Origin of the sequence: Rhodonellum sp. (genome assembly GCF_030656585.1) — a bacterium.
GTDB classification, from domain to species: Bacteria; Bacteroidota; Bacteroidia; order Cytophagales; family Cyclobacteriaceae; genus Rhodonellum; species Rhodonellum psychrophilum.
In genome coordinates, this window is record NZ_JAUSPP010000031.1 from 548697 (window position 1) to 571502 (window position 22806).

Below are 22806 nucleotides of genomic sequence, written 5' to 3' on the forward strand. Positions count from 1 at the left end.
GGTTGTTTTGAATTAAAAGAATTGAAATTGTTGATCATAAAAATTAATCGATTTATAGGTTTTGCCTAAAACAGACATCATTACGCGTCTTTTGATTTGGCGGCTTAAAAACATAAGCACCAAAAACTTTGTCTTGATCCTGAGCGGTTTGGTGGGGATTCTTGCTGGTTTTGCTGCTGTGATTTTAAAAGCAACCGTACATGCCATCCAAACCTTTCTAACCCAAGACTTTAATCAGGAATACGCCAATTTTTTCTACATCATCTATCCTTTAATAGGGATCTCCCTAGCCTATTTGATCGGAAATTATGTTTTGAAGGATGTTGGGGGGCATGGTATTCCAGAATTATTGTACAATATTTCAAAGAAGAGCAGCTTGATCCCGAAAGTCAAAATGTACAGTCGGGTGATCACTTCTGCCATTACGGTTGGTTTCGGAGGTTCTGTTGGTTTGGAAGCGCCCATTTTGGTCACAGGTTCTGCGATAGGGTCCAACTTCGGAAACCTGATGCATCTTAATGCCAAAAAAAGAACCCTGCTGATAGGTTGCGGTGCCGCAGGGGCTATTTCTGCCATTTTTGGCGCGCCTATTGGCGCCGTCATTTTTGCCATTGAGGTAATCTTGATGGAGGTAAGTGTAGCGAGTTTTATCCCCTTATTGATAGCCTCGGTGGCAGGATCCCTTACTTCGATGCTGCTCCAGGGTAAGGATGTGATGTTTACATTCAATCTTTCGGATAATTTTTTGGCTGCCCATACTCCCTATTATCTTTTACTGGCGATCATGACAGGGTTTATTTCCCTTTATTTCAGCAGAGCCGTATTTAAAGTGGAGCGTTTAATGGAACAATTCGATGAGCCTTTCTTAAAACTCCTTTATGGCGGGGCTTTTTTGGGCTTGATCGTCTTCTTTTTTCCCTCCATTTATGGGGAAGGTTACGAGACCCTTTATGCGTTGATTGAAGGCGAACCACAGCGCATTTTGGCCAACAGTCCCTTTTTCGGAGAGTATTCCAATCCTTATTTCATCATCACTGTCTTGGTCTTGATTATTTTTCTTAAGCCAATCGCGTCTGCTGTTACTATCGGTAGTGGGGGCAGTGGGGGTATTTTTGCCCCCTCTCTGTTTGTGGGTGGCATTGCCGGTTTCCTATTTGCCTATACCTCCAATTTATTGGGGTTTCCAATTCCTTTGCCAGTGGCCCATTTCACCCTGGTGGCGATGTGCGGGGTGATGAGTGGGGTCCAGCATGCCCCCTTGTCGGCCATCTTCTTGATAGCCGAAATTACCGGTGGATATGAGCTTTTTGTGCCACTGATGTTGGTCTCTGCGATTTCTTTCGTTACCACTTCTTACTTTGATAAGGACTCCCTTTACAAAAAGCAATTGATGGACAAGGGTAGGTTTCTTCCCGAATCCAAGGACGAGGAAGTATTGGATCTCATCGATATCCGAAAATTGATCGAGAATGATTTGTTCCCCATTTTACCGAATGCAAGTTTGGGAGAACTTTGCGATTTGGTCAAGTTGTCCCGTCGAAATATTTTTCCGGTAGTCGGGGAAGATGGGGTTCTCAATGGGATCATCACCTTGGACGATATCAGGGATATCATGTTTGATCCCGAAAAACAGGAAACCACCAAGATCAGTCAATTGATGCACAGTCCTCCTGAAGTCATACTCCTCCATGAAAATATGCAAATAGTGATGCAAAAGTTCGAAAGATCCGGAGCGTGGAACCTTCCCGTGCTGCAAGACGGGAAGTACCTTGGCTTTATTTCTAAGTCTCGTATTTTCAATGCATATAGAAAACGTTTAATAAGACAAAACCAAGAATAGAGAAAAAGAAATTTTATGCTCTTTCATTGATTTATCCACCATCCTGAAAACCAATAAATCAGTATGATTCTCATTTTCAGTTGTTTATCCACAAAATTGGCTAAATGTAAGCGGCCTTAAGTTATTGATAATCAAATAGATAAGGCTTGTTTTTTTGGGCGTGTGGATAACTTTCGATAAATGTGGATAAATAACCCTTGCTTTTTAATAACCTTATTAGGGGCCTGATTTTTAGGTTTTTGATTTTCTTTCAAACCCTTTTTTACTAGAATCGTAGACCATTACAGGTGATAAAATTCCTGTTTAAGAAAATAAAATTTTGAATTTTTTTCGCTTTGGACTTTACTGATGAAAATTATTTCCATTGCCTAAATTTTGGGATTTGTAATGTCTTGTTGTTTATTTAAAAAACACAAAAATCAAAATAAAAATCATATTCTAAATGAAACCAATCCCAAAAATTTCTGTCTTTGCCTTCATTTTGTTTGCTGCATGGATCAGTACAGCCAGTGTTTGGAAAGCAGATGGTTTCAAGGTTATTGATTTCGATGAATTTGAATCCATTACCAAAACCCCCTCTGAGAAAATCCGCATGTTTAATTTTTGGGCCACTTGGTGCGCGCCTTGTGTCAAGGAAATGCCCGATTTTGAGAAAGTAAATGCGCAGGATCCAGAGGTAGAGCTGATGTTCATTTCTTTGGATGATGGTAATAAAACCCAAAGGGTACAAGAATTTATCCAGAAAAGAGGGATTAAGGCCCCGGTTTTCCTTTTGGACGATGTGGATTACAACAAATGGATTGATAAGGTTTCTTCGAATTGGTCGGGTGCCATTCCGGCAACATTGTTTATCAGCGCGGATGGCACTAGATTTTTTCATGAAGGAGAGCTCAATGAAAAGCAATTGAAATATTTGATCAAAAAAATAAAACAAGGGCATAATGAAAAATAAAACGATATTAATGTTGGGCTGTTTCTTGTGGATTGGGATTTCTTTTTCCACCCAAGCCCAGGAAAAAGGGTATTCGGTGGGGGATAAGGCTTCTGATTTTGAGCTAAAAAACGTAGATGGTAAAATGGTTTCCCTTTCAGGCTTGAAAGATGTAAAAGGGGCGATCGTCATTTTCTCCTGCAACACCTGTCCCTATGTGGTCGCCTATGAAGACCGGATGATAGCGCTACATCAAAAATATGAATCACTGGGATATCCCTTGATTGCCATCAATCCAAATGATGATAAGGTAAGCCCGAAAGATAGTTTTGAAAATATGCAGAAGAGAGCAAAGGACAAAAACTTCCCTTTTGCCTATGTCCATGACAAAAAGCAAGAAGTGATCAAATCCTATGGGGGAAGCAGAACCCCCCATGTTTACCTGTTGAAAAAAGAAGACAACGATTATGTGGTCAAATACATTGGTGCAATAGACAACAATCACCAAGATGCCTCCTCGGTGACTGAAAAATATCTTGAAAATGCGATGGATGCGGTTTTGTCCGGAAATGAGGTCGCTCTAAAAACCACAAAAGCGATAGGCTGTACCATTAAGTGGACAAAGCCCTAACAGAAAAAATGGAATGATTTCAATTTTTATCCTGCGAAAATCACTTCGATGAATTGATCTTCAATACAATTGCCTCCACAACACAAAAAAAGTCCCAACTCAAAATTTCGAGTCAGGGCTTTTTTGATTTTATACCGCCTTGGCAGCATCCATTTGATTGACGATGTCTTCGTAATCCAATTTGTCCCAATTTTGGGTAATCAGGGGATTTGCCATCACTTTGTCCATAATCGCTTCTTGCAATTTCCCCTGCGTGTACGCTTCAGAGTAAGGCATATCCGAGAAAGTCACCATTGTGTAAAGCGGAATCCATTCATTGGGAAATAAGCTGTGCAATTTGGCTTCAATTTTCTTTCTCAGGAGAAACTTTGGATCCGCTGTCGCATCCCTCATTTCCACGAAATTCTCCATCGCCAATTTGGAAATGGCGTCGGTATCCGGTTTTCTCATTTTCTGAAATTTTGCAAAAACGAGTTCCCAGGCGTTTGTTCCCAACTTTTCAATCAAACTGTCCAAAATAAAACAATCTTCAAATCCGCAGTTCATGCCTTGACCATAGAAAGGGACCATTGCATGGGAGGCATCTCCTATCAGCATGGCTTGTTTCAAGACCCAGGGATAGCATTCCACATTGATCAAGGCAGATGTTGGGTTGGTAAAAAATTCCTCTCCCAGATTTGGCATCAATTGGTAGGCGTCATCAAAGTAGTTTTTGAAGATACCTTCAACATCCCTTTTATCATTGATTTTATCAAAACAAACCTTTGCGCCTTCAAAGGGCAAAAACAGGGTGCACGTAAATGACTTGTCAGGATTTGGCAAGGCGATCAGCATGAACATCCCCCTCGGCCAAATATGTAGCGCGTTGGGGTCCATGGCAAATTCTCCCTCTGCCGTGGCGGGAATACTCAGTTCTTTGTATCCATGGGAGATGTATTCCTGTCGGAAATTGAACCTGACCTGCTTTTGCATGGCCATTCTCAGGGAGGAATAAGCCCCATCAGAACCGATGATTACTTTTGAATGAATTTTTTCCGTACCAGTTTCGGGTACTGTAAAACTAATTTCATTGGTCCTTAAGTCAACGGATTCGCATTTATGGTCAAAAAATATTTTCACGCCTTTGTTCTCGGCTTCCTCCACCAAAAGCTGATTGAATTTTCCCCGTGAAATGGAATAGATGGCTTGCTTGTCTTTGCCATAGGGAAGAAAGGAAGTGTTGCCATGTTCGTCATGGATTCTTCGGCCATACATAGGGATGGTCAAAGCCGCGACCTTTTCGGTCATGCCGATTTTCTCCAAAGCTTTCCAGCCCCTGTCACTCAAGGCCATGTTGATGGACCTTCCTTCTTCCTTGTACCCAACTTTTCTATTGTCAGCTCTTTTTTCGTAGACGGAAACATCACAGCCTCTTTTCTTCAAGTAAATACTTAAAAGAGAGCCGATTAACCCTGCGCCTAAAATGCTTATCTCATTTTTTTCCATTATTTCTTTTTCAATAACTCCCTCAATCAAGCGAATTTCAGGATTGATTTTTCCAATATTTGGGCGAATCTAAATACGTCCAAAAAGCTGTTGTGAAGTGGTGTTGGGGCGATCCTCATTACTTTTGGGTGCCTCCAATCTCCGATGATTCCATTGAGATACAATTCATCAAACACAGCCTTTCCACCTTTATGGACCAACAAAGATAACTGACAGCCCCTTTCCTGTGGGTTTTTTGGCGTAATTATTTCTATTACACCACTATCCCCAGAGATTTGTTGGATTAAAAACTCCAAATATCCTGTCAATAGTTCACTTTTTTCGCGGAGATTTTTTATTCCAGCCCGTTCAAAGATGTCCAGGGAAGATTGATGAGCGGCCAAGGCCAACACATTTGAATTTGCTACCTGCCAGCCATCCGCCCCATACATGGGTTTAAAGCCCTTTTCCATCTTGAAGCGTTCTTCCTCATCATGTCCCCACCAACCTGCAAAACGTGGAAGATCCGGATTTTGGGCATGTCGCTCGTGGACGAAAACACCAGAGACATTGCCAGGCCCTGAATTCATGTACTTGTAACTGCACCAAGTGGCAAAATCAACCCCCCAGTCATGAAGGGACATCGGGACATTTCCTGCCGCATGGGCCAAATCAAATCCTACATTTGCCCCCACGGAATGCCCCGCTCGGGTGATGGATTCCATATCAAAAACCTGACCAGTATAGTATTGCAAGCCTGCCATCATGACCAAAGCCAATTCCTCCCCCTGTTCTTCGATCGCCAAAAGTATATCCTCTGTCCTCAGAGTATGTTCCCCGGGTCTAGGAGCTACTTCTATAATGGTTTTTTCTGGATCCAGCCCATGGAATTTAACTTGGGTTTCCAACATGTACATGTCCGAAGGAAAAGCACCGGCTTCGGTGATGATCTTAAAACGGGTTTTTGATGGACGATAAAAGGAAACCATCAGGAAATGAAGATTGGAGCTTAGGTTGTTCATGGCCACCACTTCGTGTTCGTGTGCACCTACGATTTCGGACAGGGCGGGCTTGGATTTTTTTCTTACATGGTACCAGGCATCTTCGCCCTTGAAATGTCCATCAACAGCCAGTTCTGCCCAGTTGTCCAATTCCCTTTGGATGTATTCCTTGGTGGATCTTGGTTGGAGTCCAAGGGAATTACCGCAGAAATAAATCGCTTCTTTCCCTTCTATTTTTGGAAAATAAAACTCATTCCGGAAATCCTTCAAAGGATCTTCATTGTCCAGTTGCCTGGCGAAGAATTCGGAATACTCGTATTTTATGTCTTTCATATTGGTTTACTCATCTGCCGTTCGAATTTTGAAGGGATTACAAGAATTATATTTGGTCTTAATTATTGAAATCCTCTGCTTTCAAAAAGGATTTTCGGTATTTTTTGGGAATTCCTTGTGCGAGTCTTATCCCCAGTACCCTTATTTTTCCATCACTGTTCCGCACTTCTTGCATTTCGTATTTTCGGGGTTTTCCCAAAAACGGGCCATGATCGGGGGAAGTTGATTGACGATATCAGTGATTTCCTGATATTCTTCATACAGTTTATTTCCGCAATTTTCACAATGCCAGATAAAACCGTCTCTTTCTCCGGGATTGCGGTAGCGTTCGATCACCAAGCCGATGGTATTGGCAGGACGTCTAGGGCTGTGGGGCGTCCTTGGAGGAAGCAGAAAAATCTCCCCTTTCTTGATCGGAAAATCCACTGGTTTGCCCTCTTCGATGATCTTGAGGACAATGTCACCCTCGATTTGATAGAAAAATTCCTCCCCTTCATTGTAGTGGTAATCCTTTCGGGAATTTGGGCCTCCGACTACCATGACGATAAAATCTTTGTTGTCCTTGTAGATTTGTTGATTGCCAATGGGAGGCTTCAGCAAATGGCGATTTTCTTCAATCCATTTCGTGAAATTAATAGGTTTTGAAAGTGGCATGGCCTGTGGTTTTTTGTGAGATTTTTAAAACGGAAAGAAAAGGATTTGATTTCTTCGGGCTATCGCTTAGGGGTATAACTCTTTTCAATGCTAAAAGTATAAAAAAACTGTCATTTTTTGAGTTTCTTTGGTCCCTCAAACAACTGAAGGCAATATGAAACTTCCCATCATTGACACCCATTGTGATTTGCTGTCTTACTTGGCCATCGTGCCCGGCGCAAAAGCCGACAAGGTTGACGATATCGCATGTGCCCTTCCCTTTCTTCAAGAGGGAAATGTCAAAATGCAGGTTTTGGCGATATATACCGACGTGTCTTCTGGAAGCATGGCTTTTGCGATGCTTCAAGCCCAAAAGTACCGGCAGCTGTTGCAGGAATTTCCCAATGGGTTTTGCCAAGCCGATGCGGATTTTTTGCACTCGATAACTGAACAATCGAAGATAGGACTGGTGACCGCCATTGAAAATGCGGCCGGATTGGCCAATGAGCAAGTTCCACTTGAAGCAGCATTTCACCAGCTCGATAATTTGATTGGTATGACGGGAAGAATGGCGTATATCAGTCTAACACATCATACCGAAAACCGATTCGGCGGAGGCAACTACACCGAAGTAGGCTTGAAGGATGACGGAAAAAGACTGTTGGATTACATTTCGGGCAAAAAAATAGCAATAGATTTTTCCCACACCTCGGATGTATTGGCAGAAGGGATTTTGAATCATCTGGAGAAGGAAAATCTGGATGTTCCGATCATTGCCAGCCATTCCAATTTCAGGGAAATCTGGAACCACAAAAGAAACCTTACCGATGAATTTGCCAAGGAAATTATCAAAAGAGGCGGTATTATAGGAGGGAATTTCCTCCGTGCATTTTTAGACAATGAAAACCCCGAAAGGATTTATGAGCATATTCTCCATGGTTTTGAAATCGGTGCAGAAGAGCAGATGTGTTTTGGTGCGGATTTTTTCTATACCAAAAATTTCCCTGACAAATCCCGCTTGCCTTTCTATTTTCCCAATGTGGCGAATGCAGGAAAATACCCCTCCATACTTGAAAAACTCTCCGAAAACCTCAGCCAGGACCAACTGGAAAAGCTGGCGTATAAAAATTGTCAGCGGTTTTTCGGTAATTTATGGAAGAAAGCCTAATGGGATTATTAAAATGGAAAAAAACCATATGGAAATCCATTTATTGATTTTGCCAATTTAGAATTTAAAATAGAGATTCCACATTTGTCCAATCGATAACCATGTCCTCCCATCATTTTGTAAAAGAACAACAGGAGCCCGCACTTTTGATCCTAAAGACAGAAGGGGTGGATTTTGAGCAAATAGCCTCTTTGCTGGAATGGTCGCCCACCGTTTTGGTGGCACAGGACGCGGTTGAGGCGGTGATTTCTTGGGGAATCAAATTGGATGTGGTCTTGGCTGATTTGGATTTTCAAGCAAAAAACAGTCACTTGCTTGAGGAGCAGTATCCCATGAAATTCAGAACATTAGTACATGGGGATTTTTTGAATGAAGGGATTCAATACCTAAAAGAGACCGAGCATTCGGCGGTAAATGTGGTTGGATTTGACCATAAAGATGTTTTTGGATTGGAGTCCCTTTTGGAGAATTTAGACATTGTCATCATTGACGGACCTATCCGTTACTTTCCAATCAAAAACGGCACGTTCAGAAAATGGTATCCTGAAGGATCCCTTCAGCTTCATGCCCCGGAAAATATGCTTTTGGAAATGAAAACCGGAGAGACGACAGCATTCATCAAGATCAATCACGCCACTTTTGTGGAGGTGGAAGAAGGGTTTTCGAGTTTCCAAGCCAAAGGAATTTTTTGGATCGGGGAGTTCATGGTTGGCTGATGGAAAAGTAAAACGCGATTTGGGCTACCTTATTCCTGTAACCATTCTGTCCCTACCATTGAGGTCTTCCAAAATATGGATTTCTGAGTAGCCTAAATCCTCAAGCAATTTTTTTGTTTCTGGTCCAAATGCTTCGTTGATTTCAAAATAGAGCTTTCCTCCAGGTTTTAGTGCGATTCGGCCCTTCTCGGCAATGCTCCGATAAAAAATCAGCGGGTTATCATCTGCTACAAATAGGGCAAGGTGCGGTTCGTATTGCAGCACATTTTGATGCATTTGGGCTTGCTCGGAATCCCTTACATAAGGAGGGTTGCTGACCAGGATATCCAGGCCTTGGATTGGGATTTCATCCTGAAGGATGTTGCAGTGGAAAAACAAAACGTCGGCTTTCAATGATTTTGCATTCTCTTTTGCCATTTCCAAGGCAATTTCGCTGATATCCAGGCCGAATACAGTTGCATTTTTCAACTCCAATGCCAGCGTAATCGGGATGCATCCAGAACCCGTGCCCACATCCAGAATCTTCAATCCTGGTGTCTGGTTTTCCTTGATGATCAAGTGGACCAACCCCTCTGTTTCGTTTCGTGGAATCAAAACCTCTGGTCCGACCTTAAATTCTCGCCCATAAAAAGGAGCTTTTCCCAAAATATACTGGATCGGCATTCCCCGGAGCAACTTTTCCAAAGCAATTTCCATTTCTGCCGGAACGGCTTCGATAGGGACATCATTCAATATATCCATTCGCTTCCTATTTAAAAAGGACTCAAAAAGCCAAAAAACCAGACTTTCCGCTTCCAGTTTCGGATAAATCAGGAGAAGCTGATCGCGGTAGGAGACAAAGAGGTTTTTGAGTTGCATATTCTTTGGGATAGACTTTTATTGCTTTTTTAGGGAAACAAAATGCACAAGCGATTTCGCAAATTTAAGAACATTGGGCGACGGATTATCAAATATCTTTTGGAGAGGTGTTGATCTGACGATGAAAAAACACCGCACCGACTCCATAGCAGACCACATCCCAAAAATCCCGGGTATAAACAGGAGAAAACATCGGAAGCAAAAATTCAAAGAGAAAGGCAAAATAGGCTACTCCGATCAATATCTGGGTTTTGGTGAAGATGAACCCATCTTTCAGGGGAGAAATCCAGCGAAAAACCTGCAGGGAGATGCCCAACACGACAGGCATCGCAAGCAGGTCATCCAGATATTCATGAACGAAGGGAATAAAGATTCCGAGAATCCTTTCCAAAAATTGGTTTGCCCAGAAAAGAAGGCAACACACGATAAAATATGGATTTCTGATGACTGACATCAGCCGGGTAAAGCGGCGATCACCCAAGCCAAAAAAGTGAGAATCCCCATGTAGATCATGTAAAAGAAGTTACCCGCTTTCTTAAGGCCTTTGACCAAGTCGCTGTCTCCTTCTTTGATATGAAATATCCATTGTTCATCGTTTGCCTTTTTGTCTTTTTCGCGGATTTTTTGGTATTCCAAATCGCGTCCGCCCAATGGTTTGCCGCAATGCTCGCAGGTATCCTGCATATCCGTCGTCCATTTTGACCATTCCCCACAATGGGGACATTTTTTCTCTCCCATGGGGGCAAATTAAACAATTTCGCTAAAAAGCCCCGCGTTTTGTAAAAGTGAACCTGAGATGCAGGGGCTGTTTTCAAGTGGTCAATTAAAAGGAAATAATGGCGTTTTCGAATCTATTGGCTTGACTATCAATATTATTTGGACATTGATTTTATAAAAAAAATCAAGTAATGCCCCAGAATTAAAACTATAAAAAAATATTTTCTTTTAATTGTCTCATTTTTGAAGGTTGATTCGTCATGAAATTATAACACGTTACCTCATGACTTTTAAAAAATCAGTTTCTATTATTATCCCCAATTATAACGGAAAGGATTTGTTGGAAATCTATCTGCCAGACACGATTCAAGCAATTTCCTGTGAAGGTGTTGACTATGAGATTATTGTGATCAATGATGGTTGCCGAGACGACTCCAATGATTTCTTGAAAATCCACTATCCCCAGATCAAGGTCATCAACAATCCATCCAATATGGGTTTTTCCTTTTCCTGCAACAGGGGTATGGAAATCGCTCAGTATGAATTGCTCTTTTTCTTGAATTCTGACATTAGGCTTTCTCCAAATTACTTCTCCAAACTATGGAAGTATTTTTCCAATCCCCACACATTTGGGGTAATGGGAAAAATACTGGTTCCCGATGGAAAAAAAATAGAGGTAGCAGCCAGGTTTCCACAGATGAATGGCTGCAAACTCAAGACCGACCGTTTGTTTTATTTGAGTGCGGCCTCAACCAAAGCCACGCCAACCATTTTTCTGTCTGGTGCAAATGCCTTGGTGGATGCCAAAAAATTCAGGGAACTGGGAGGCTTTGATGAGATTTACTCTCCCTATTATTCAGAAGATGCGGATTTGGGGATCAGGGCATGGAAACTGGGATGGAAATCCTACTATGATCACGTCTCCACTTGCTATCACTTGGGCTCCCATACGACCAAAAAATACTGTGAGAAAAACCAAGTCAAAATGGTCTATTACAGGAACAGAATGGTCCTCCACGCCATCCATACCGAGGATACCGACCTCTTGTTCTGGAAATTTCAATTGTTCCTTATGGAGGTGATTCCAAAATTGCTGATTGGGCAGATTTGGATTCTCCAGAGTTATTTTGGCTTCAGAAAGAAAAAGGAACAGATTGATTTGTCCAGAAAATTTCTTGAGCAGCTTATGCATTCGCACAACAGTAAAAAAACGATGCCGGACATCAATAATTATTTCAATAAAATCAGTCAGGATAAAAACCTCATTTGGGTTTGATACGAGAACAAAGGAAATTATGAACACTTATTTTAGGCTATTGGCCTTTGCCAAACCTATTGAAAAATACGCAATTCCGTATGTGATCTTCACGCTTTTTGCCGTGATTTTCAATACGATGAACCTTGCATTGTTGGCGCCATTACTTAGTACCCTTTTTGAAGACAACCCGGTTTTTACAAGTCAAAAGCCGGAATCTTGGACGGATATCATGGGTTACATCAATTACTACACCCAAAGGATCAATCTGGAATTTGGCGCTTATCAAGCCCTCAAATGGGTTTGTTTGGTGATCGTCCTGTCTGTATTGCTGAGCAATATTTTCCGATACCTTTCCCAAAGGGTGATGGAAAACCTCCGGATCCATACCTTGCTTAATTTTAGGAAGGCGGTATTCAACAATGTAATGGACTTGCATGTGGAGTATTTCAATGAACAGCGTAAAGGCAACATCATTTCCAAAATTGCCTCGGATGTACAGGTGGTGCAATATTCCGTAACGAGCACCCTTCAGGTCTTGTTCAAGGAACCCCTTCAGCTTTTGGCTTATACCGGGATTTTGTTTGCCATTTCTTACAAGCTTACCCTGTTTGCCCTGCTCGTCATTCCCATTTCAGGTTTTGTGATCTCCAAAATCGTCAAAAAACTGAAATCCCAGGCCACTGAAGCCCAAGAATTGTATGGATTGATGATCAGCTATCTCGATGAAGCCCTTTCGGGAATTAAAATCATCAAGGCATTTAACGCAACCGATAGAATCAAACAGAAATTTCACAATGAAAATGTCCGGTATTCAGATTTGGGCAGAAAAATGGCCTACAGACAGCAACTCGGCTCTCCGGTGTCTGAATTTCTGGGTGTGCTCATGGTGGCGGTGATTCTTCTGTATGGCGGCTCCTTGGTGATTTCGAATCAGTCGGAATTATCCGCGGCAGAATTCATTACCTACATCGCGATATTTTCCCAAGTCATGCGGCCTGCCAAAGCGATAACTGAATCTTTCAGCAGCATCCATGCAGGGATAGCGGCTGGAGAAAGGGTTTTGGAACTTATAGATGAGAAACCAAAGATTCAGGATGAGGCACAGCCCTTTGTCATCAAGGGATTGGAAAAAGGAATTACATTTCAAAACGTACATTTCTCCTATCATCAAAAACCTGTCTTGACAGATGTCAGTTTTTTTATTCCCAAAGGAAAAACCGTTGCCCTGGTAGGGTCATCGGGCGGTGGCAAGTCCACGTTGATGGATCTTATCCCCAGGTTTCTGGATGTCAATAAAGGTAAAATCCTGATAGATGGATTGGATATCCGTTCCGTGGACAGCAACTCCCTTCGGGCAAACATTGGCATCGTCAACCAAGATTCCATTCTTTTCAATGACACGATCCATACCAATATCGCTTTTGGCAAGCCCGATGCTTCAAGAGAAGAAATTATTGCCGCGGCGAAAATTGCCAATGCGGATGATTTCATTTCCAAAACACTTCATGGATATGATACCAACATTGGAGACCGAGGGACCAAGCTTTCCGGTGGACAAAAGCAGAGGCTTTGCATCGCAAGGGCTGTACTTCAAAATCCAAGCATCCTTCTTCTCGACGAAGCCACCTCGGCGCTTGATACGGAATCCGAAAGATTGGTCCAGGATGCCTTGAACAAACTGATGGTAAACCGGACTACTCTGGTGATTGCGCACAGGCTCAGTACGATTCAAAAAGCAGATCTCATTCTGGTCCTTGAGGAGGGAAAGATCATTGAGCAGGGCACGCACCACGAGCTGCTCTACCAAGAAGGGCGCTACAATAGATTAATCGAAATGCAGCAATTCACAATGATATGACAGCAAAGCAATTTCCACTCATTTCCATCGCCTTGTGCACCTTTAATGGTGAACGGTTTTTGAAGGAACAATTGGATTCCTTGGTTGGCCAAATCTATCCAAATCTCGAAATCATCGCAGTGGATGATCGGTCGGAAGATGGGACCTGGGATATTTTGAAGGATTATGCCGAAAGATTCCCTTCACTCCAAATCATTAAAAACACCCAAAATCTTGGCTATCACAAAAATTTCGAAAAAGCACTGGGATTGTGCAAAGGAGACCTGATTGCCATTTCAGATCAGGATGATCGCTGGGAGTTGGAAAAACTGCAAACCATGCAGCATGAAATCGGGCAAAATATCATGCTCTATCATGATTCTGAATTTATGGATGAAAATGGAATGTCCATGGAATATAAGATGTCCGAGAAGTTCAACTTTGTAAAAGGGGCGGATCCAAGGGCATTCTTTTTCCTGAATTGTGTTTCCGGACACAGCATGATTTTCAGGAAATCGGTTTTGGAGAAGGCGCTTCCTTTTCCCGAAAAAGGCTTTTATGACCATTGGTTGGCGTTTGTTGCCTCACATTTGGGTAGCATTGACTATCTAAGCGATTCTCTGGTCAAATACAGGCAGCATTCACAAAATGCAACGGATATCATCGGAACCAAAACCATCACCAAAGGGCTCTCCCCTTCTCTTGATCGGTTGGAGAGGGAAAATCAATGGTTGAAAATTTGCGCAGGTTTTCAAAACGGGGTGACAGATGCGACATTCTCAACCCGTTTGTACCAACAGGCATGGAAAAGAAAGGACAATTACATCAATCTGGATTTTGGGATTGAGATATGGAAAAGCAGGCATTCCCTACTTCCCATTTTGAAGAAAAGCGAATGGTCCAAAACCTGTTTTGCCCTTCGTCACATTTGGGGGGTCAAGGCCAAAAGGATTTTTAAATTTTCATGAGATGAAAGACAAAGTATCCATCATTATTCCCTGTTACAATTATGGGGAGTTTCTCACTGAAACTTTGGCAAGCCTCATCCACCAAAGTCATGAAAACTGGGAAGCGATCGTGATCGATGACGGATCCACGGACAATACCGAATCCATCATTCTTCCCCTGCTTAAAAAGGACAGCAGGATTGTCTTTTTTAAGCAAATCAATAAAGGTGTTTCTGCGGCAAGAAACCTGGGATTGCAATATGTTTCTGGTGATTTCGTCCAATTTCTCGATGCTGATGATCTCCTAAGTCCCGAAAAGCTCAGCTTGCAGTTGGACTATTTCAGGCAAAATCCCAGCGTTGACATTTGCTACACAGACAACCATTATTTCCAAAATGGGCAACCCGATGTTTGGTTTCCGGACCAGGAAATGGAAGGGAAAAAATGGATGCCTCATTTTTTTGGGAAAGGAGTTGAAGCCATACAGGCGCTGATAAGAAACAATATTGCGGTCTCCAGTAGCCCTTTGATTAGAAACAACATCATTCAAAAATCCAATGGTTTTCCGGAAGAAGTTGCCCATACCGAAGATTGGCAGTTTTGGTTCGATTGTGTATTCAATGGAGCATGTATTCACTATTTTTCCCATCCGGATGCTTTTAGCCTGATTCGTGTCCATAAGAAAAGTGTCAGTCAGGACATGCAAATCATGCGGTACGGGGAATTGAATCTGAGGAATTGGGTCGGGAAGAAAATCGAAGAGAGTTCTTTTTCAAAGGAAGAAAAAAAGAGGCTGATGGAGGAAAACGAAAACCGAAAACTGGCCCTTTTCAAATACATCATGTATCATGGTCCATTGCTAGATCCTTCACATTTGATGAAAATGGCAAAACTTTGGGATTGGCCAACGGTCATTTCCTTTTATTTCAAAGCACTGAATTTCAGAAGAAAAACCATCAATAAACAACATGCAAAAAATAGACGTCATCATACTGTCCAATGCCAGCAGCCCGGAGTTGAAAGGAATAACTGAGAACGCCGTACAAAGCCTGATCGCATCCGAAAATCCCAGCGATATCCAATTTGATATCGTGGTGATAGAGTCCAATAAAAAGCAAGAAGAATATGCATACCCTTGCACCCGGACTCTTTTTCCAAGGAAGAAATTCGGTTTCCATAAATATTTTAATCTTGGGATTTCAAAAACAGATAGCCAATACATTTGTCTCGCCAACAATGACCTGGTTTTCCACAAAAGCTGGGCTTCCGAAATGTTGCGCGCTTTCGATGCGGATCCGTCACTGGTTAGTGCTTCACCGGCATGTTCGATTCATCATCCGGCCCATGGGGTTGATTTGTATTCCGGAATTCATGAAGGGCTTGAAGTGAGAAAGGAAGTTGCAGGTTGGTGTCTGTTTTTCAAAAGAGAGATGCTGGACATTACTGGAAAACTGGATGAAGGCTTCACTTTTTGGTATTCGGACAATGATTACATCAATACCATCCAGAAGCATGGTCTCAAGCATGCACTTGTAAGTTCCTCCATCGTAGATCATTTGGAAAGCCAGACATTGAAGAGCAAGGATGAAAAAGAACAATTCAAGCTTACCCATAACGATCGGTTTTATTATGAATACAAGTGGGGAAAACGCAGCCTTTTTTCCTATTTGAACATCAAGAGAAAATTATTCTTCAGATGAAAAGGAAAAATCCAATCGACCAAAAATTGGCTTAATGCTAGATTAAACCGGAAGATTGAAAATATTGAATTTTTCAAATCGGATAATTCAATATGCTTTTGGTATGCGGGAAGTGAGCCTGTGCAATCGTCTCTTATGGAGGTGATTTTGGCGTTATAGGCGCCGCTTTACTTTTTTAAAGGCACTAATTTTAAGCTTTTCGACTTCTAACAATAACTTTCCTATCTTTGCAGGCAAATTCAACTTCATGAAACTCCACACCAATACAGTCCATGGCGTCATTACAGCCATTGATGAAATATTCCATCAAAATAAGTACGCCGATAAAGTTATCGAAAGAACCCTGAGATCCAATCCCAAATGGGGCGCGAGAGATAGGGGCTTTATCGCAGAATCCGTATACGAAATGGTTCGTTGGTGGAGGTTGATCAATGAGGTGAGTCCTTCGGATGATTTGTACCATCTTTTTGGTACGTATTGGTTGCTTCAAGGGCAAGAATTGCCTAGCTGGAGAGAATTCAAGGGAATCGATCCCAGGGATGTTGAAAACCGCTATCAGAAAATTCAGGAGCGTGCCATTCTTCAGTCCATACCGGATTGGTTGGATGAGATGGGCGCCAATCTATTGGGAGACAAATGGGAAAAGGAACTGGATACCTTGAACCAAGAGGCGGAAGTTGTCCTTAGGGTGAATACCCTAAAAACAACCCGTGAAAACCTGATGAACCGCCTAGCCGAAGATGGTATTGACACCTATACCCCTACTGGCTACAAAGATGCCTTGGTTTTGGCCAAGAGACAGAATGTTTTTAGAAACCCAGCGTTCAAAGAGGGACTTTTTGAGGTGCAAGATGCCTCTTCTCAATTGGTGGCAGCTGCTTTGGATGTTCAGCCAGGAATGCGTGTGATCGACGCCTGTGCCGGAGCTGGAGGAAAAGCCCTTCATTTGGCAGCATTGATGGAAAACAAAGGCAGGATTTTGGCCATGGATACCGAGGCCTGGAAACTGCAGAATGCCAAATTGCGCGCCAGAAGAGATGGGGTGAGCATCATTGAGCCCAAAGCGATAGAAGGAAACAAAACCATCAAAAGATTGAAGGAATCCGCCGATCGTTTGTTGCTGGATGTGCCTTGTTCTGGCTTGGGTGTGTTGAAAAGAAATCCTGATACCAAATGGAAATTAACGCCTGAATCGATCGAAAAAGTCCAAAAGATCCAAGAAGAAATCCTTCAGAATTATCCTTCCATGCTAAAGCCCGGTGGGATCATGGTCTATGCGACCTGTAGCATTTTGCCAACAGAGAACGAAATGCAAATAGCCAAATTTTTGGCCAGTGAAAAAGGCAAGGACTTCGAGTTGATAGAGGACAAGAAAGTTTTGGCCCAGGAAAGTGGCTTTGATGGTTTTTACATTGCGAAGCTGAGAAAAAAAGAATCTTCCACTCCTCAAGAAAGTGAAACGGCACCGGAAACCGAATAATAAATAAGCGTTGTCGGAGAGGAAATGATTTAGACCTCTCCGGCAATGCTTGATTTTTTAAATTATATTTTCCCCATTGTGTTTTCAAAAAAAAGCAGGTTTTTACAAGAGGATATCGCTTGATGATTTGCTCTTTTCTCGATAAAATTTCCCCTTCGAAAGAAGCCGACCTTTTATAAAGATGAAGGGAATTGAAGTCCATTCTTTCCTTTCATACTTTTTTTAATCCCATCTTCCTCCCAATCTCAAATCCCGAAAACGGTGTAAATTCTTTAAAACAGAAGAAAATTCCTTTTTAAAGAGCATTTTTGGCAAATAATGGGATTTATTTTGAAAAGCGTTTGATCCACATTTGAAAATGTTTGTATCTTTGGCGTGCAAATAGGGTAACCTAACCGATATTTGCCATGAATCAAAAGTCACAAAAGTTTCTTTTTGAAGCACTCACCTACGATGACGTGCTTTTAGTCCCAGGATACTCAGAAGTTCTCCCGCGCGACACCAACACATCCACTCAACTCACCAAGAAAATCCGGCTCAACATTCCATTGGTTTCAGCAGCCATGGACACCGTCACCGAAGCAGAATTGGCGATTGCCATTGCTTTGGAAGGAGGATTGGGATTTATCCATAAAAATATGTCCATTGAGAAACAAGCCTCACAAGTCAAAAAGGTGAAGCGGTCTCAATCCGGAATGATTCTAGACCCTATCACACTACACATTGATGCCAAAGTAAAGGATGCTCAAAACATCATGAGCGAATTCAATATCGGCGGTATTCCTGTGGTGGATGAAAATAGGACACTTATGGGAATCATCACCAACCGTGACTTGCGATTTATCAAAGATCCCAACCGGAACATTAAAGAAATCATGACCAAGGAGAATCTGATCACCGCCAAGGGAGGAATCACTTTGGAGGAAGCGGAGGAAATTCTTCAGGAATACAAAATCGAAAAACTTCCCATAGTCGATGAGGAGTATAGACTTTCTGGTCTGATTACCTATAAGGATATCCTAAAGAGGAGAGACAAACCAAATGCCTGTAAGGATGAATTTGGTAGATTGAGAGTTGGCGCTGCTGTCGGTGTCACAGCAGATATCGAAGAAAGAGTGGAGGCCTTAAAGGCTGCCGGAGTGGACGTTGTTTCCATTGATACTGCTCATGGCCATTCCAAAGGTGTCATTGATGCATGTAAAAGAATCAAGGCTGCGTTTCCGGATTTGGAAGTCATCGTTGGAAACATTGCCACGCCAGAAGCAGCGATTGCGCTAGCGGAGGCTGGAGCCGATGCGGTAAAAGTCGGTGTGGGACCGGGAAGTATCTGCACCACGCGCGTCATTGCTGGAGTGGGTGTTCCTCAGTTGTCAGCAGTATACGAATGCGCAGAAGCCTTGAAAGGTACGGGCGTACCGGTGATTGCAGATGGTGGAATCCGTTATTCGGGAGATTTGGTAAAAGCCATCGCCGCGGGTGGAAGCTCTATCATGATCGGATCTTTGCTTGCCGGAACCGAAGAGGCTCCTGGAGAAATGATCATTTTTGAAGGCAGGAAATTCAAATCCTACAGGGGAATGGGTTCTCTTGAAGCGATGGAATCCGGTTCAAAAGACCGTTATTTCCAAGATGCGGAAGACAACATCAAGAAATTGGTACCCGAGGGAATCGTGGGAAGAGTACCTTACAAAGGACTTGTTTCCGAAGTTTTGTATCAGTTGATCGGAGGATTACAGGCAGGTATGGGCTATTGCGGTACCCCCAATATTGAGGACCTTCAGCGTGACGGAAAATTTGTCAAGATCACTTCGGCAGGAGCCAAGGAGTCCCATCCACATGACATCAGCATCACGAGAGAGGCACCGAATTATAGTGCTAAAATGTGATGGAGTAAATACATTGTTGTGGCAAAAGCTGCATTTTATAAATGAAGGAGCGGGGAAATCATGATTTTCCCGCTTTTTTTGATGTCAAAATTTAAAAACTCCAAATATTTCATTTCCTGAATAAAAATAAGAAACCCCAGATTATCAATATTCGTAGGATGAAAAAACCGCAATGAATATGAAAAAAATCCTAACGCTCCCTCTCTTTATTATTTTGCTTTTCGCAAGTTCGTGTCAAGATGGAGATGATACCCTTCCCCTCCCATTTTTGGGAACTTGGGAAATGGTTGGCTTCAACAATTACCTTGAATTGGATTACGTCACCATCTATGTATTTAAAGGAGATGGAACCTATAGCTACAGTTCCACGCTTCGTGAACAAGGCTCTGTCGTGGATTTGGGGTATAATTTTCATGAATCCGGGACTTTCTTACTCGACAACAATACCATTGTATTCACCCGGACAGCATTTTTACACCGGCCTTATTTTGGTGAAAAAGTCCATTATGCAAAAGAGGAATTGCAAAGCACCTTTGTAGAGGGATATCCGGATTATTCCAAAACCTATTCGCTGAGAAATGAAGGGAATGAACTTTTTTTTCCTGGAGGGATAGTAGGAGGGGATGTGATCGAACAGGATATGAAATTTGAAAAAGTAAACTAAGATCCCATCCGTAACAATGGATGGATGGAACTGGTCTAGGCTGGAAAAAGATTTGGATTAAGCCATTCCAAATTTTTTGGACGATCTGAATTTTGATTTTCGACAAAAAAAAGCCCTCGGAATCGTCAAATTCCGAGGGCTTTTAAATTCTTTTTTGAGCCAGATTAAAGGACTCTTTCGAATTGACTGAAGAAAAAGTTCCCTTCGATTGCAGCGTTTTCGTCGGAATCGGAACCGTGAACGGCATTGGCTTCGATGGAAGTTGCAAAAATCTTTCTGATCGTTCCTTCAGCAGCATCTGCTGGATTGGTCGCTCCGATCAATTTTCTGAAATCTTCCACTGCATTGTCTTTTTCCAAGATCACGGGCAGGATAGGTCCCGAGGACATGTATGCGCAAAGTGCTGCGTAAAAAGGTCTTTCGCTATGGACTTCATAGAATTTCCCTGCCATTTCCGGAGACAATTTGGTAGCCTTCATGGCCACTATTTTGAATCCTGCCTCTTCAATCATTTTCAAAATCGCACCTGAATTTCCTGCGCCAAAAGCATCAGGCTTAATCATCGTGAATGTTCTGTTATTTGCCATTTCCTTAAATTTATGTCAACGTTTTATTGGAGTGCAAAAATAGGGTAAATAAACGAATCTCCGAATAAAGCCAGCGAATTCTATCCTATCTGATTACATGTTAGGCAATTGGTAGAATTGGGATTTTTCAAAAATAATCCTGACCTTTGTCGACTGTGTTTTCTGCGGGGAACATATAAAAGCCTTAAAATGCAAGAATTAGAGTCTCTAAAAGATATAATTGCCTTACCGAAAAAAATTGTCATCACTACCCATCATAAACCTGATGCAGATGCATTGGGTTCTTCCTTGGGAATGGCCAATTACCTTATTAAAAAAGGTCATGAAGTCGATGTGATCACTCCATCGGATTACCCCTCTTTCCTCCATTGGATGAAGGGGAACAAAAAGGTGATTAATTTTGAAGACCTTTCCAAACAGGAAAAGGCCATCAAAAAAATTGAATCAGCTGATGTGATCATTTGTCTGGATTTTTCCTGCTTGAGTAGGCTGAATAGCATGCAGTCTTATGTCAACAATGCCACCGCTTACAAAGTCAACATCGACCATCACCAAGATCCAAAAAACTTTTCTGATTTCAATTATTGGAGTACTTCTGCTGCAGCTACTTGTGAATTGGTCTATGATCTGATCGTAAAAATTGGTGACCACGACCTGATTGACAAGGATATTGCAGAATGTCTTTATGCCGGGATCATGACAGATACCGGGGGTTTCAAACACCCCAATACCACCAAAAACGTACACTTGGTCACTGCCGAACTTATTGGCTTGGGCGCTGACAACACCAAGATTTCAAAATTGATCTATGATACCAACAGCATAGACAAACTAAAATTCCTGGGTTTTGCCATTACAAGAAGATTGACGATTTTGGAAAATCTACACACGGCTTATTTTTCCATCACTAAAAAGGATTTAAAAAAATACAATTCCCAAACCGGCGATACTGAAGGCTTGGTCAATTACGCCTTGTCTTTGGAGGGAATCAAAATCGCGGCGCTCTTCACCGAGCGAGACGATGCCGTCAAGATATCCTTTAGATCCACGCATGATGTGGCCATAAACAAGTTTGCAGCAGCGTTTTTTGACGGAGGGGGACACAAAAACGCTTCCGGAGGAAAATCTGAAATGGGCTTGAAAGAAACCACAGATAGATTCGAAAAACTTATCAAAAAAAACAAAAAAGCTTTATTAAATCAATTAGAACTCGTCCATGAAAACAATTAAAAGCATTTTATTGTCTACCGCGCTGTTGGTAGTCATTACCGGTATGGTTTCCTGCAAAAAGACAGAAAAAACATCTGACGGTATAGAATATACTTACATCAAGCAGGGAAAAGATTCTCCCAAAAACGGGGAATTTATCCTCTATCACTTGGTGGTCAAAAATGATAAGGATTCTACCTTTATCTCTACCTATGATCAAAAGATGCCTGGGTATCTGATGTTCAATGATTCCACTCCAAAACAAAACGGAATGGACGAAATCTTTTTGGGTCTGAGAAAAGGGGACAGCATCGCATTTGAAAGTACCGCACTGAAAGTGTTTGGGGAATCCAACATGCCTCCTTTCCTTACCAATGAGCAAAACGTGAAAATCAGGATCGGTGTCATCGACGTTTTGGACGAGCAAGGTATCCAGGCCTATTTCACTGCGCTTCAGGAAGCAGAAATGAAAAACCAAGCCCAAGACGCTATCAAACAACTTGAAGTAGATACCCAACTCATAGAGGATTATATCGCAAAAAATAATTTGACTGCGACCAGGACAGAATCCGGCCTTTACTACGTCATAGAAAAAGAAGGAGAAGGCGATCAGATCCAAAATGGTGAAATGGCATTTATCCATTATGCCGGTTACTTGATGGACGGGACACTTTTCGATACCAGCAGCAAGGAACTTGCTCAAGCCAACAATGCCTACAACGAACAAAGGGATCAGCAAGGCGGATATGCCCCAATTGATGTTGTCGTTGGAGAAGGACGTGTGATCGCAGGATGGGACGAAGGGCTTGCCCTGTTGAAAAAAGGATCAAAAGCAAAGTTTTTGATTCCATCCCCACTAGGTTATGGAGACAGACAGTCTGGTCCATTAATCCTGCCAAACTCTGTTTTGATTTTCGACGTTGAAGTGACAGATGTACAAAAATAA

At 42.2% G+C, this 22806-nt stretch carries 22 protein-coding genes; 15 read left to right on the forward strand and 7 right to left on the reverse strand.

The window, feature by feature from the left end; all coding sequences use genetic code 11:
- Window positions 1-61: 61 nt before the first annotated feature.
- From Q7J63_RS09250 to Q7J63_RS09260, 3 genes are all read left to right on the forward strand, one after another.
- Window positions 62-1840, forward strand: coding sequence for a chloride channel protein (locus Q7J63_RS09250; RefSeq protein WP_304885594.1), 1779 nt, complete (start codon window positions 62-64; stop codon window positions 1838-1840).
- A 442-nt stretch (window positions 1841-2282) separates the two neighbouring features.
- Entirely contained in the window at window positions 2283-2792 is a 510-nt protein-coding gene (locus Q7J63_RS09255; RefSeq protein ID WP_019595885.1) for a TlpA disulfide reductase family protein, read from the forward strand.
- Window positions 2782-3402: a thioredoxin family protein gene (locus Q7J63_RS09260; RefSeq protein WP_304885596.1), complete on the forward strand. Its 621-nt coding sequence runs from the start codon at window positions 2782-2784 to the stop codon at window positions 3400-3402. The genes Q7J63_RS09255 and Q7J63_RS09260 overlap by 11 nt, the downstream gene beginning before the upstream one ends.
- Window positions 3403-3531: 129 nt before the next feature.
- Here the strand turns inward: Q7J63_RS09260 and Q7J63_RS09265 are convergent, their stop codons facing one another.
- The 3 genes from Q7J63_RS09265 to Q7J63_RS09275 form a co-directional block, all read right to left on the reverse strand.
- Window positions 3532-4887 carry an NAD(P)/FAD-dependent oxidoreductase gene (locus Q7J63_RS09265; RefSeq protein ID WP_026333402.1) on the reverse strand — a complete coding sequence of 452 codons (1356 nt, stop codon included), beginning with the start codon at window positions 4885-4887 and terminating at the stop codon, window positions 3532-3534.
- Between the two features lie 26 nt (window positions 4888-4913).
- Window positions 4914-6200: a kynureninase gene (gene kynU, locus Q7J63_RS09270; protein ID WP_019595882.1), complete on the reverse strand. Its 1287-nt coding sequence runs from the start codon at window positions 6198-6200 to the stop codon at window positions 4914-4916.
- Between the two features lie 141 nt (window positions 6201-6341).
- On the reverse strand, window positions 6342-6854 hold the full coding sequence (locus tag Q7J63_RS09275; RefSeq protein WP_019595881.1) for a 3-hydroxyanthranilate 3,4-dioxygenase: 513 nt from the start codon (window positions 6852-6854) through the stop codon (window positions 6342-6344).
- 154 nt (window positions 6855-7008) lie between these two features.
- Between Q7J63_RS09275 and Q7J63_RS09280 the strand changes: the two genes are divergently transcribed.
- Window positions 7009-8001 carry a dipeptidase gene (locus tag Q7J63_RS09280; RefSeq protein WP_304885601.1) on the forward strand — a complete coding sequence of 331 codons (993 nt, stop codon included), beginning with the start codon at window positions 7009-7011 and terminating at the stop codon, window positions 7999-8001.
- Between the two features lie 101 nt (window positions 8002-8102).
- Entirely contained in the window at window positions 8103-8717 is a 615-nt protein-coding gene (locus Q7J63_RS09285; protein ID WP_304885603.1) for a thiamine pyrophosphokinase, read from the forward strand.
- Between the two features lie 24 nt (window positions 8718-8741).
- Here the strand turns inward: Q7J63_RS09285 and prmC are convergent, their stop codons facing one another.
- From prmC to Q7J63_RS09300, 3 genes are all read right to left on the reverse strand, one after another.
- On the reverse strand, window positions 8742-9575 hold the full coding sequence (gene prmC, locus Q7J63_RS09290) for a peptide chain release factor N(5)-glutamine methyltransferase (protein ID WP_304885605.1): 834 nt from the start codon (window positions 9573-9575) through the stop codon (window positions 8742-8744).
- 88 nt (window positions 9576-9663) lie between these two features.
- Window positions 9664-9966, reverse strand: coding sequence for a magnesium citrate secondary transporter (locus tag Q7J63_RS09295; protein ID WP_304885607.1), 303 nt, complete (start codon window positions 9964-9966; stop codon window positions 9664-9666).
- Between the two features lie 62 nt (window positions 9967-10028).
- Window positions 10029-10313 carry a hypothetical protein gene (locus Q7J63_RS09300; protein ID WP_019595875.1) on the reverse strand — a complete coding sequence of 95 codons (285 nt, stop codon included), beginning with the start codon at window positions 10311-10313 and terminating at the stop codon, window positions 10029-10031.
- A 262-nt stretch (window positions 10314-10575) separates the two neighbouring features.
- Between Q7J63_RS09300 and Q7J63_RS09305 the strand changes: the two genes are divergently transcribed.
- From Q7J63_RS09305 to Q7J63_RS09340, 8 genes are all read left to right on the forward strand, one after another.
- Complete coding sequence (locus Q7J63_RS09305) at window positions 10576-11568, forward strand: glycosyltransferase family 2 protein (RefSeq protein ID WP_304885609.1); 993 nt, start codon at window positions 10576-10578, stop codon at window positions 11566-11568.
- Between the two features lie 19 nt (window positions 11569-11587).
- Window positions 11588-13408 carry an ABC transporter ATP-binding protein gene (locus Q7J63_RS09310; RefSeq protein WP_304885610.1) on the forward strand — a complete coding sequence of 607 codons (1821 nt, stop codon included), beginning with the start codon at window positions 11588-11590 and terminating at the stop codon, window positions 13406-13408.
- Window positions 13405-14355, forward strand: coding sequence for a glycosyltransferase (locus Q7J63_RS09315; protein WP_304885612.1), 951 nt, complete (start codon window positions 13405-13407; stop codon window positions 14353-14355). Before Q7J63_RS09310 ends, Q7J63_RS09315 begins: the two co-directional genes overlap by 4 nt.
- Window position 14356: 1 nt before the next feature.
- Window positions 14357-15367 carry a glycosyltransferase family 2 protein gene (locus Q7J63_RS09320; protein ID WP_304885614.1) on the forward strand — a complete coding sequence of 337 codons (1011 nt, stop codon included), beginning with the start codon at window positions 14357-14359 and terminating at the stop codon, window positions 15365-15367.
- Window positions 15303-16034 (forward strand): glycosyltransferase family 2 protein, encoded by a 732-nt coding sequence (locus Q7J63_RS09325; protein WP_304885616.1) that lies wholly within the window; start codon window positions 15303-15305, stop codon window positions 16032-16034. The genes Q7J63_RS09320 and Q7J63_RS09325 overlap by 65 nt, the downstream gene beginning before the upstream one ends.
- Before the next feature lie 247 nt (window positions 16035-16281).
- Window positions 16282-17514 (forward strand): RsmB/NOP family class I SAM-dependent RNA methyltransferase, encoded by a 1233-nt coding sequence (locus Q7J63_RS09330; protein WP_019595868.1) that lies wholly within the window; start codon window positions 16282-16284, stop codon window positions 17512-17514.
- Between the two features lie 407 nt (window positions 17515-17921).
- Window positions 17922-19400 carry an IMP dehydrogenase gene (gene guaB / locus Q7J63_RS09335; protein WP_019595866.1) on the forward strand — a complete coding sequence of 493 codons (1479 nt, stop codon included), beginning with the start codon at window positions 17922-17924 and terminating at the stop codon, window positions 19398-19400.
- Window positions 19401-19578: 178 nt separating this feature from the next.
- Window positions 19579-20064 (forward strand): lipocalin family protein, encoded by a 486-nt coding sequence (locus Q7J63_RS09340; RefSeq protein WP_304885619.1) that lies wholly within the window; start codon window positions 19579-19581, stop codon window positions 20062-20064.
- A gap of 164 nt (window positions 20065-20228) precedes the next feature.
- On the opposite strand, the gene Q7J63_RS09345 is transcribed toward Q7J63_RS09340, so the two are convergent.
- Window positions 20229-20651, reverse strand: coding sequence for a nucleoside-diphosphate kinase (locus Q7J63_RS09345; protein WP_022582155.1), 423 nt, complete (start codon window positions 20649-20651; stop codon window positions 20229-20231).
- A 189-nt stretch (window positions 20652-20840) separates the two neighbouring features.
- Here Q7J63_RS09345 and Q7J63_RS09350 point away from each other — a divergent pair, with 189 nt between their 5' ends.
- Both Q7J63_RS09350 and Q7J63_RS09355 read left to right on the forward strand, forming a co-directional pair.
- On the forward strand, window positions 20841-21881 hold the full coding sequence (locus Q7J63_RS09350; RefSeq protein WP_019595862.1) for a bifunctional oligoribonuclease/PAP phosphatase NrnA: 1041 nt from the start codon (window positions 20841-20843) through the stop codon (window positions 21879-21881).
- Entirely contained in the window at window positions 21868-22806 is a 939-nt protein-coding gene (locus tag Q7J63_RS09355; protein WP_304885622.1) for an FKBP-type peptidyl-prolyl cis-trans isomerase, read from the forward strand. The genes Q7J63_RS09350 and Q7J63_RS09355 overlap by 14 nt, the downstream gene beginning before the upstream one ends.

Coding starts and splice junctions, on each gene's coding strand:
- kynU (WP_019595882.1), bottom strand. CDS start 6,200: ATGAAAGACATAAAATACGAGTATTCCGAATTCTTCGCCAGGCAACTG.
- Q7J63_RS09275 (WP_019595881.1), bottom strand. CDS start 6,854: ATGCCACTTTCAAAACCTATTAATTTCACGAAATGGATTGAAGAAAAT.
- Q7J63_RS09255 (WP_019595885.1), top strand. CDS start 2,283: ATGAAACCAATCCCAAAAATTTCTGTCTTTGCCTTCATTTTGTTTGCT.
- Q7J63_RS09310 (WP_304885610.1), top strand. CDS start 11,588: ATGAACACTTATTTTAGGCTATTGGCCTTTGCCAAACCTATTGAAAAA.
- prmC (WP_304885605.1), bottom strand. CDS start 9,575: ATGCAACTCAAAAACCTCTTTGTCTCCTACCGCGATCAGCTTCTCCTG.
- Q7J63_RS09325 (WP_304885616.1), top strand. CDS start 15,303: ATGCAAAAAATAGACGTCATCATACTGTCCAATGCCAGCAGCCCGGAG.
- Q7J63_RS09260 (WP_304885596.1), top strand. CDS start 2,782: ATGAAAAATAAAACGATATTAATGTTGGGCTGTTTCTTGTGGATTGGG.
- Q7J63_RS09265 (WP_026333402.1), bottom strand. CDS start 4,887: ATGGAAAAAAATGAGATAAGCATTTTAGGCGCAGGGTTAATCGGCTCT.
- Q7J63_RS09285 (WP_304885603.1), top strand. CDS start 8,103: ATGTCCTCCCATCATTTTGTAAAAGAACAACAGGAGCCCGCACTTTTG.
- Q7J63_RS09305 (WP_304885609.1), top strand. CDS start 10,576: ATGACTTTTAAAAAATCAGTTTCTATTATTATCCCCAATTATAACGGA.
- guaB (WP_019595866.1), top strand. CDS start 17,922: ATGAATCAAAAGTCACAAAAGTTTCTTTTTGAAGCACTCACCTACGAT.
- Q7J63_RS09340 (WP_304885619.1), top strand. CDS start 19,579: ATGAAAAAAATCCTAACGCTCCCTCTCTTTATTATTTTGCTTTTCGCA.
- Q7J63_RS09355 (WP_304885622.1), top strand. CDS start 21,868: ATGAAAACAATTAAAAGCATTTTATTGTCTACCGCGCTGTTGGTAGTC.
- Q7J63_RS09280 (WP_304885601.1), top strand. CDS start 7,009: ATGAAACTTCCCATCATTGACACCCATTGTGATTTGCTGTCTTACTTG.
- Q7J63_RS09330 (WP_019595868.1), top strand. CDS start 16,282: ATGAAACTCCACACCAATACAGTCCATGGCGTCATTACAGCCATTGAT.
- Q7J63_RS09315 (WP_304885612.1), top strand. CDS start 13,405: ATGACAGCAAAGCAATTTCCACTCATTTCCATCGCCTTGTGCACCTTT.
- Q7J63_RS09350 (WP_019595862.1), top strand. CDS start 20,841: ATGCAAGAATTAGAGTCTCTAAAAGATATAATTGCCTTACCGAAAAAA.
- Q7J63_RS09300 (WP_019595875.1), bottom strand. CDS start 10,313: ATGGGAGAGAAAAAATGTCCCCATTGTGGGGAATGGTCAAAATGGACG.
- Q7J63_RS09320 (WP_304885614.1), top strand. CDS start 14,357: ATGAAAGACAAAGTATCCATCATTATTCCCTGTTACAATTATGGGGAG.
- Q7J63_RS09345 (WP_022582155.1), bottom strand. CDS start 20,651: ATGGCAAATAACAGAACATTCACGATGATTAAGCCTGATGCTTTTGGC.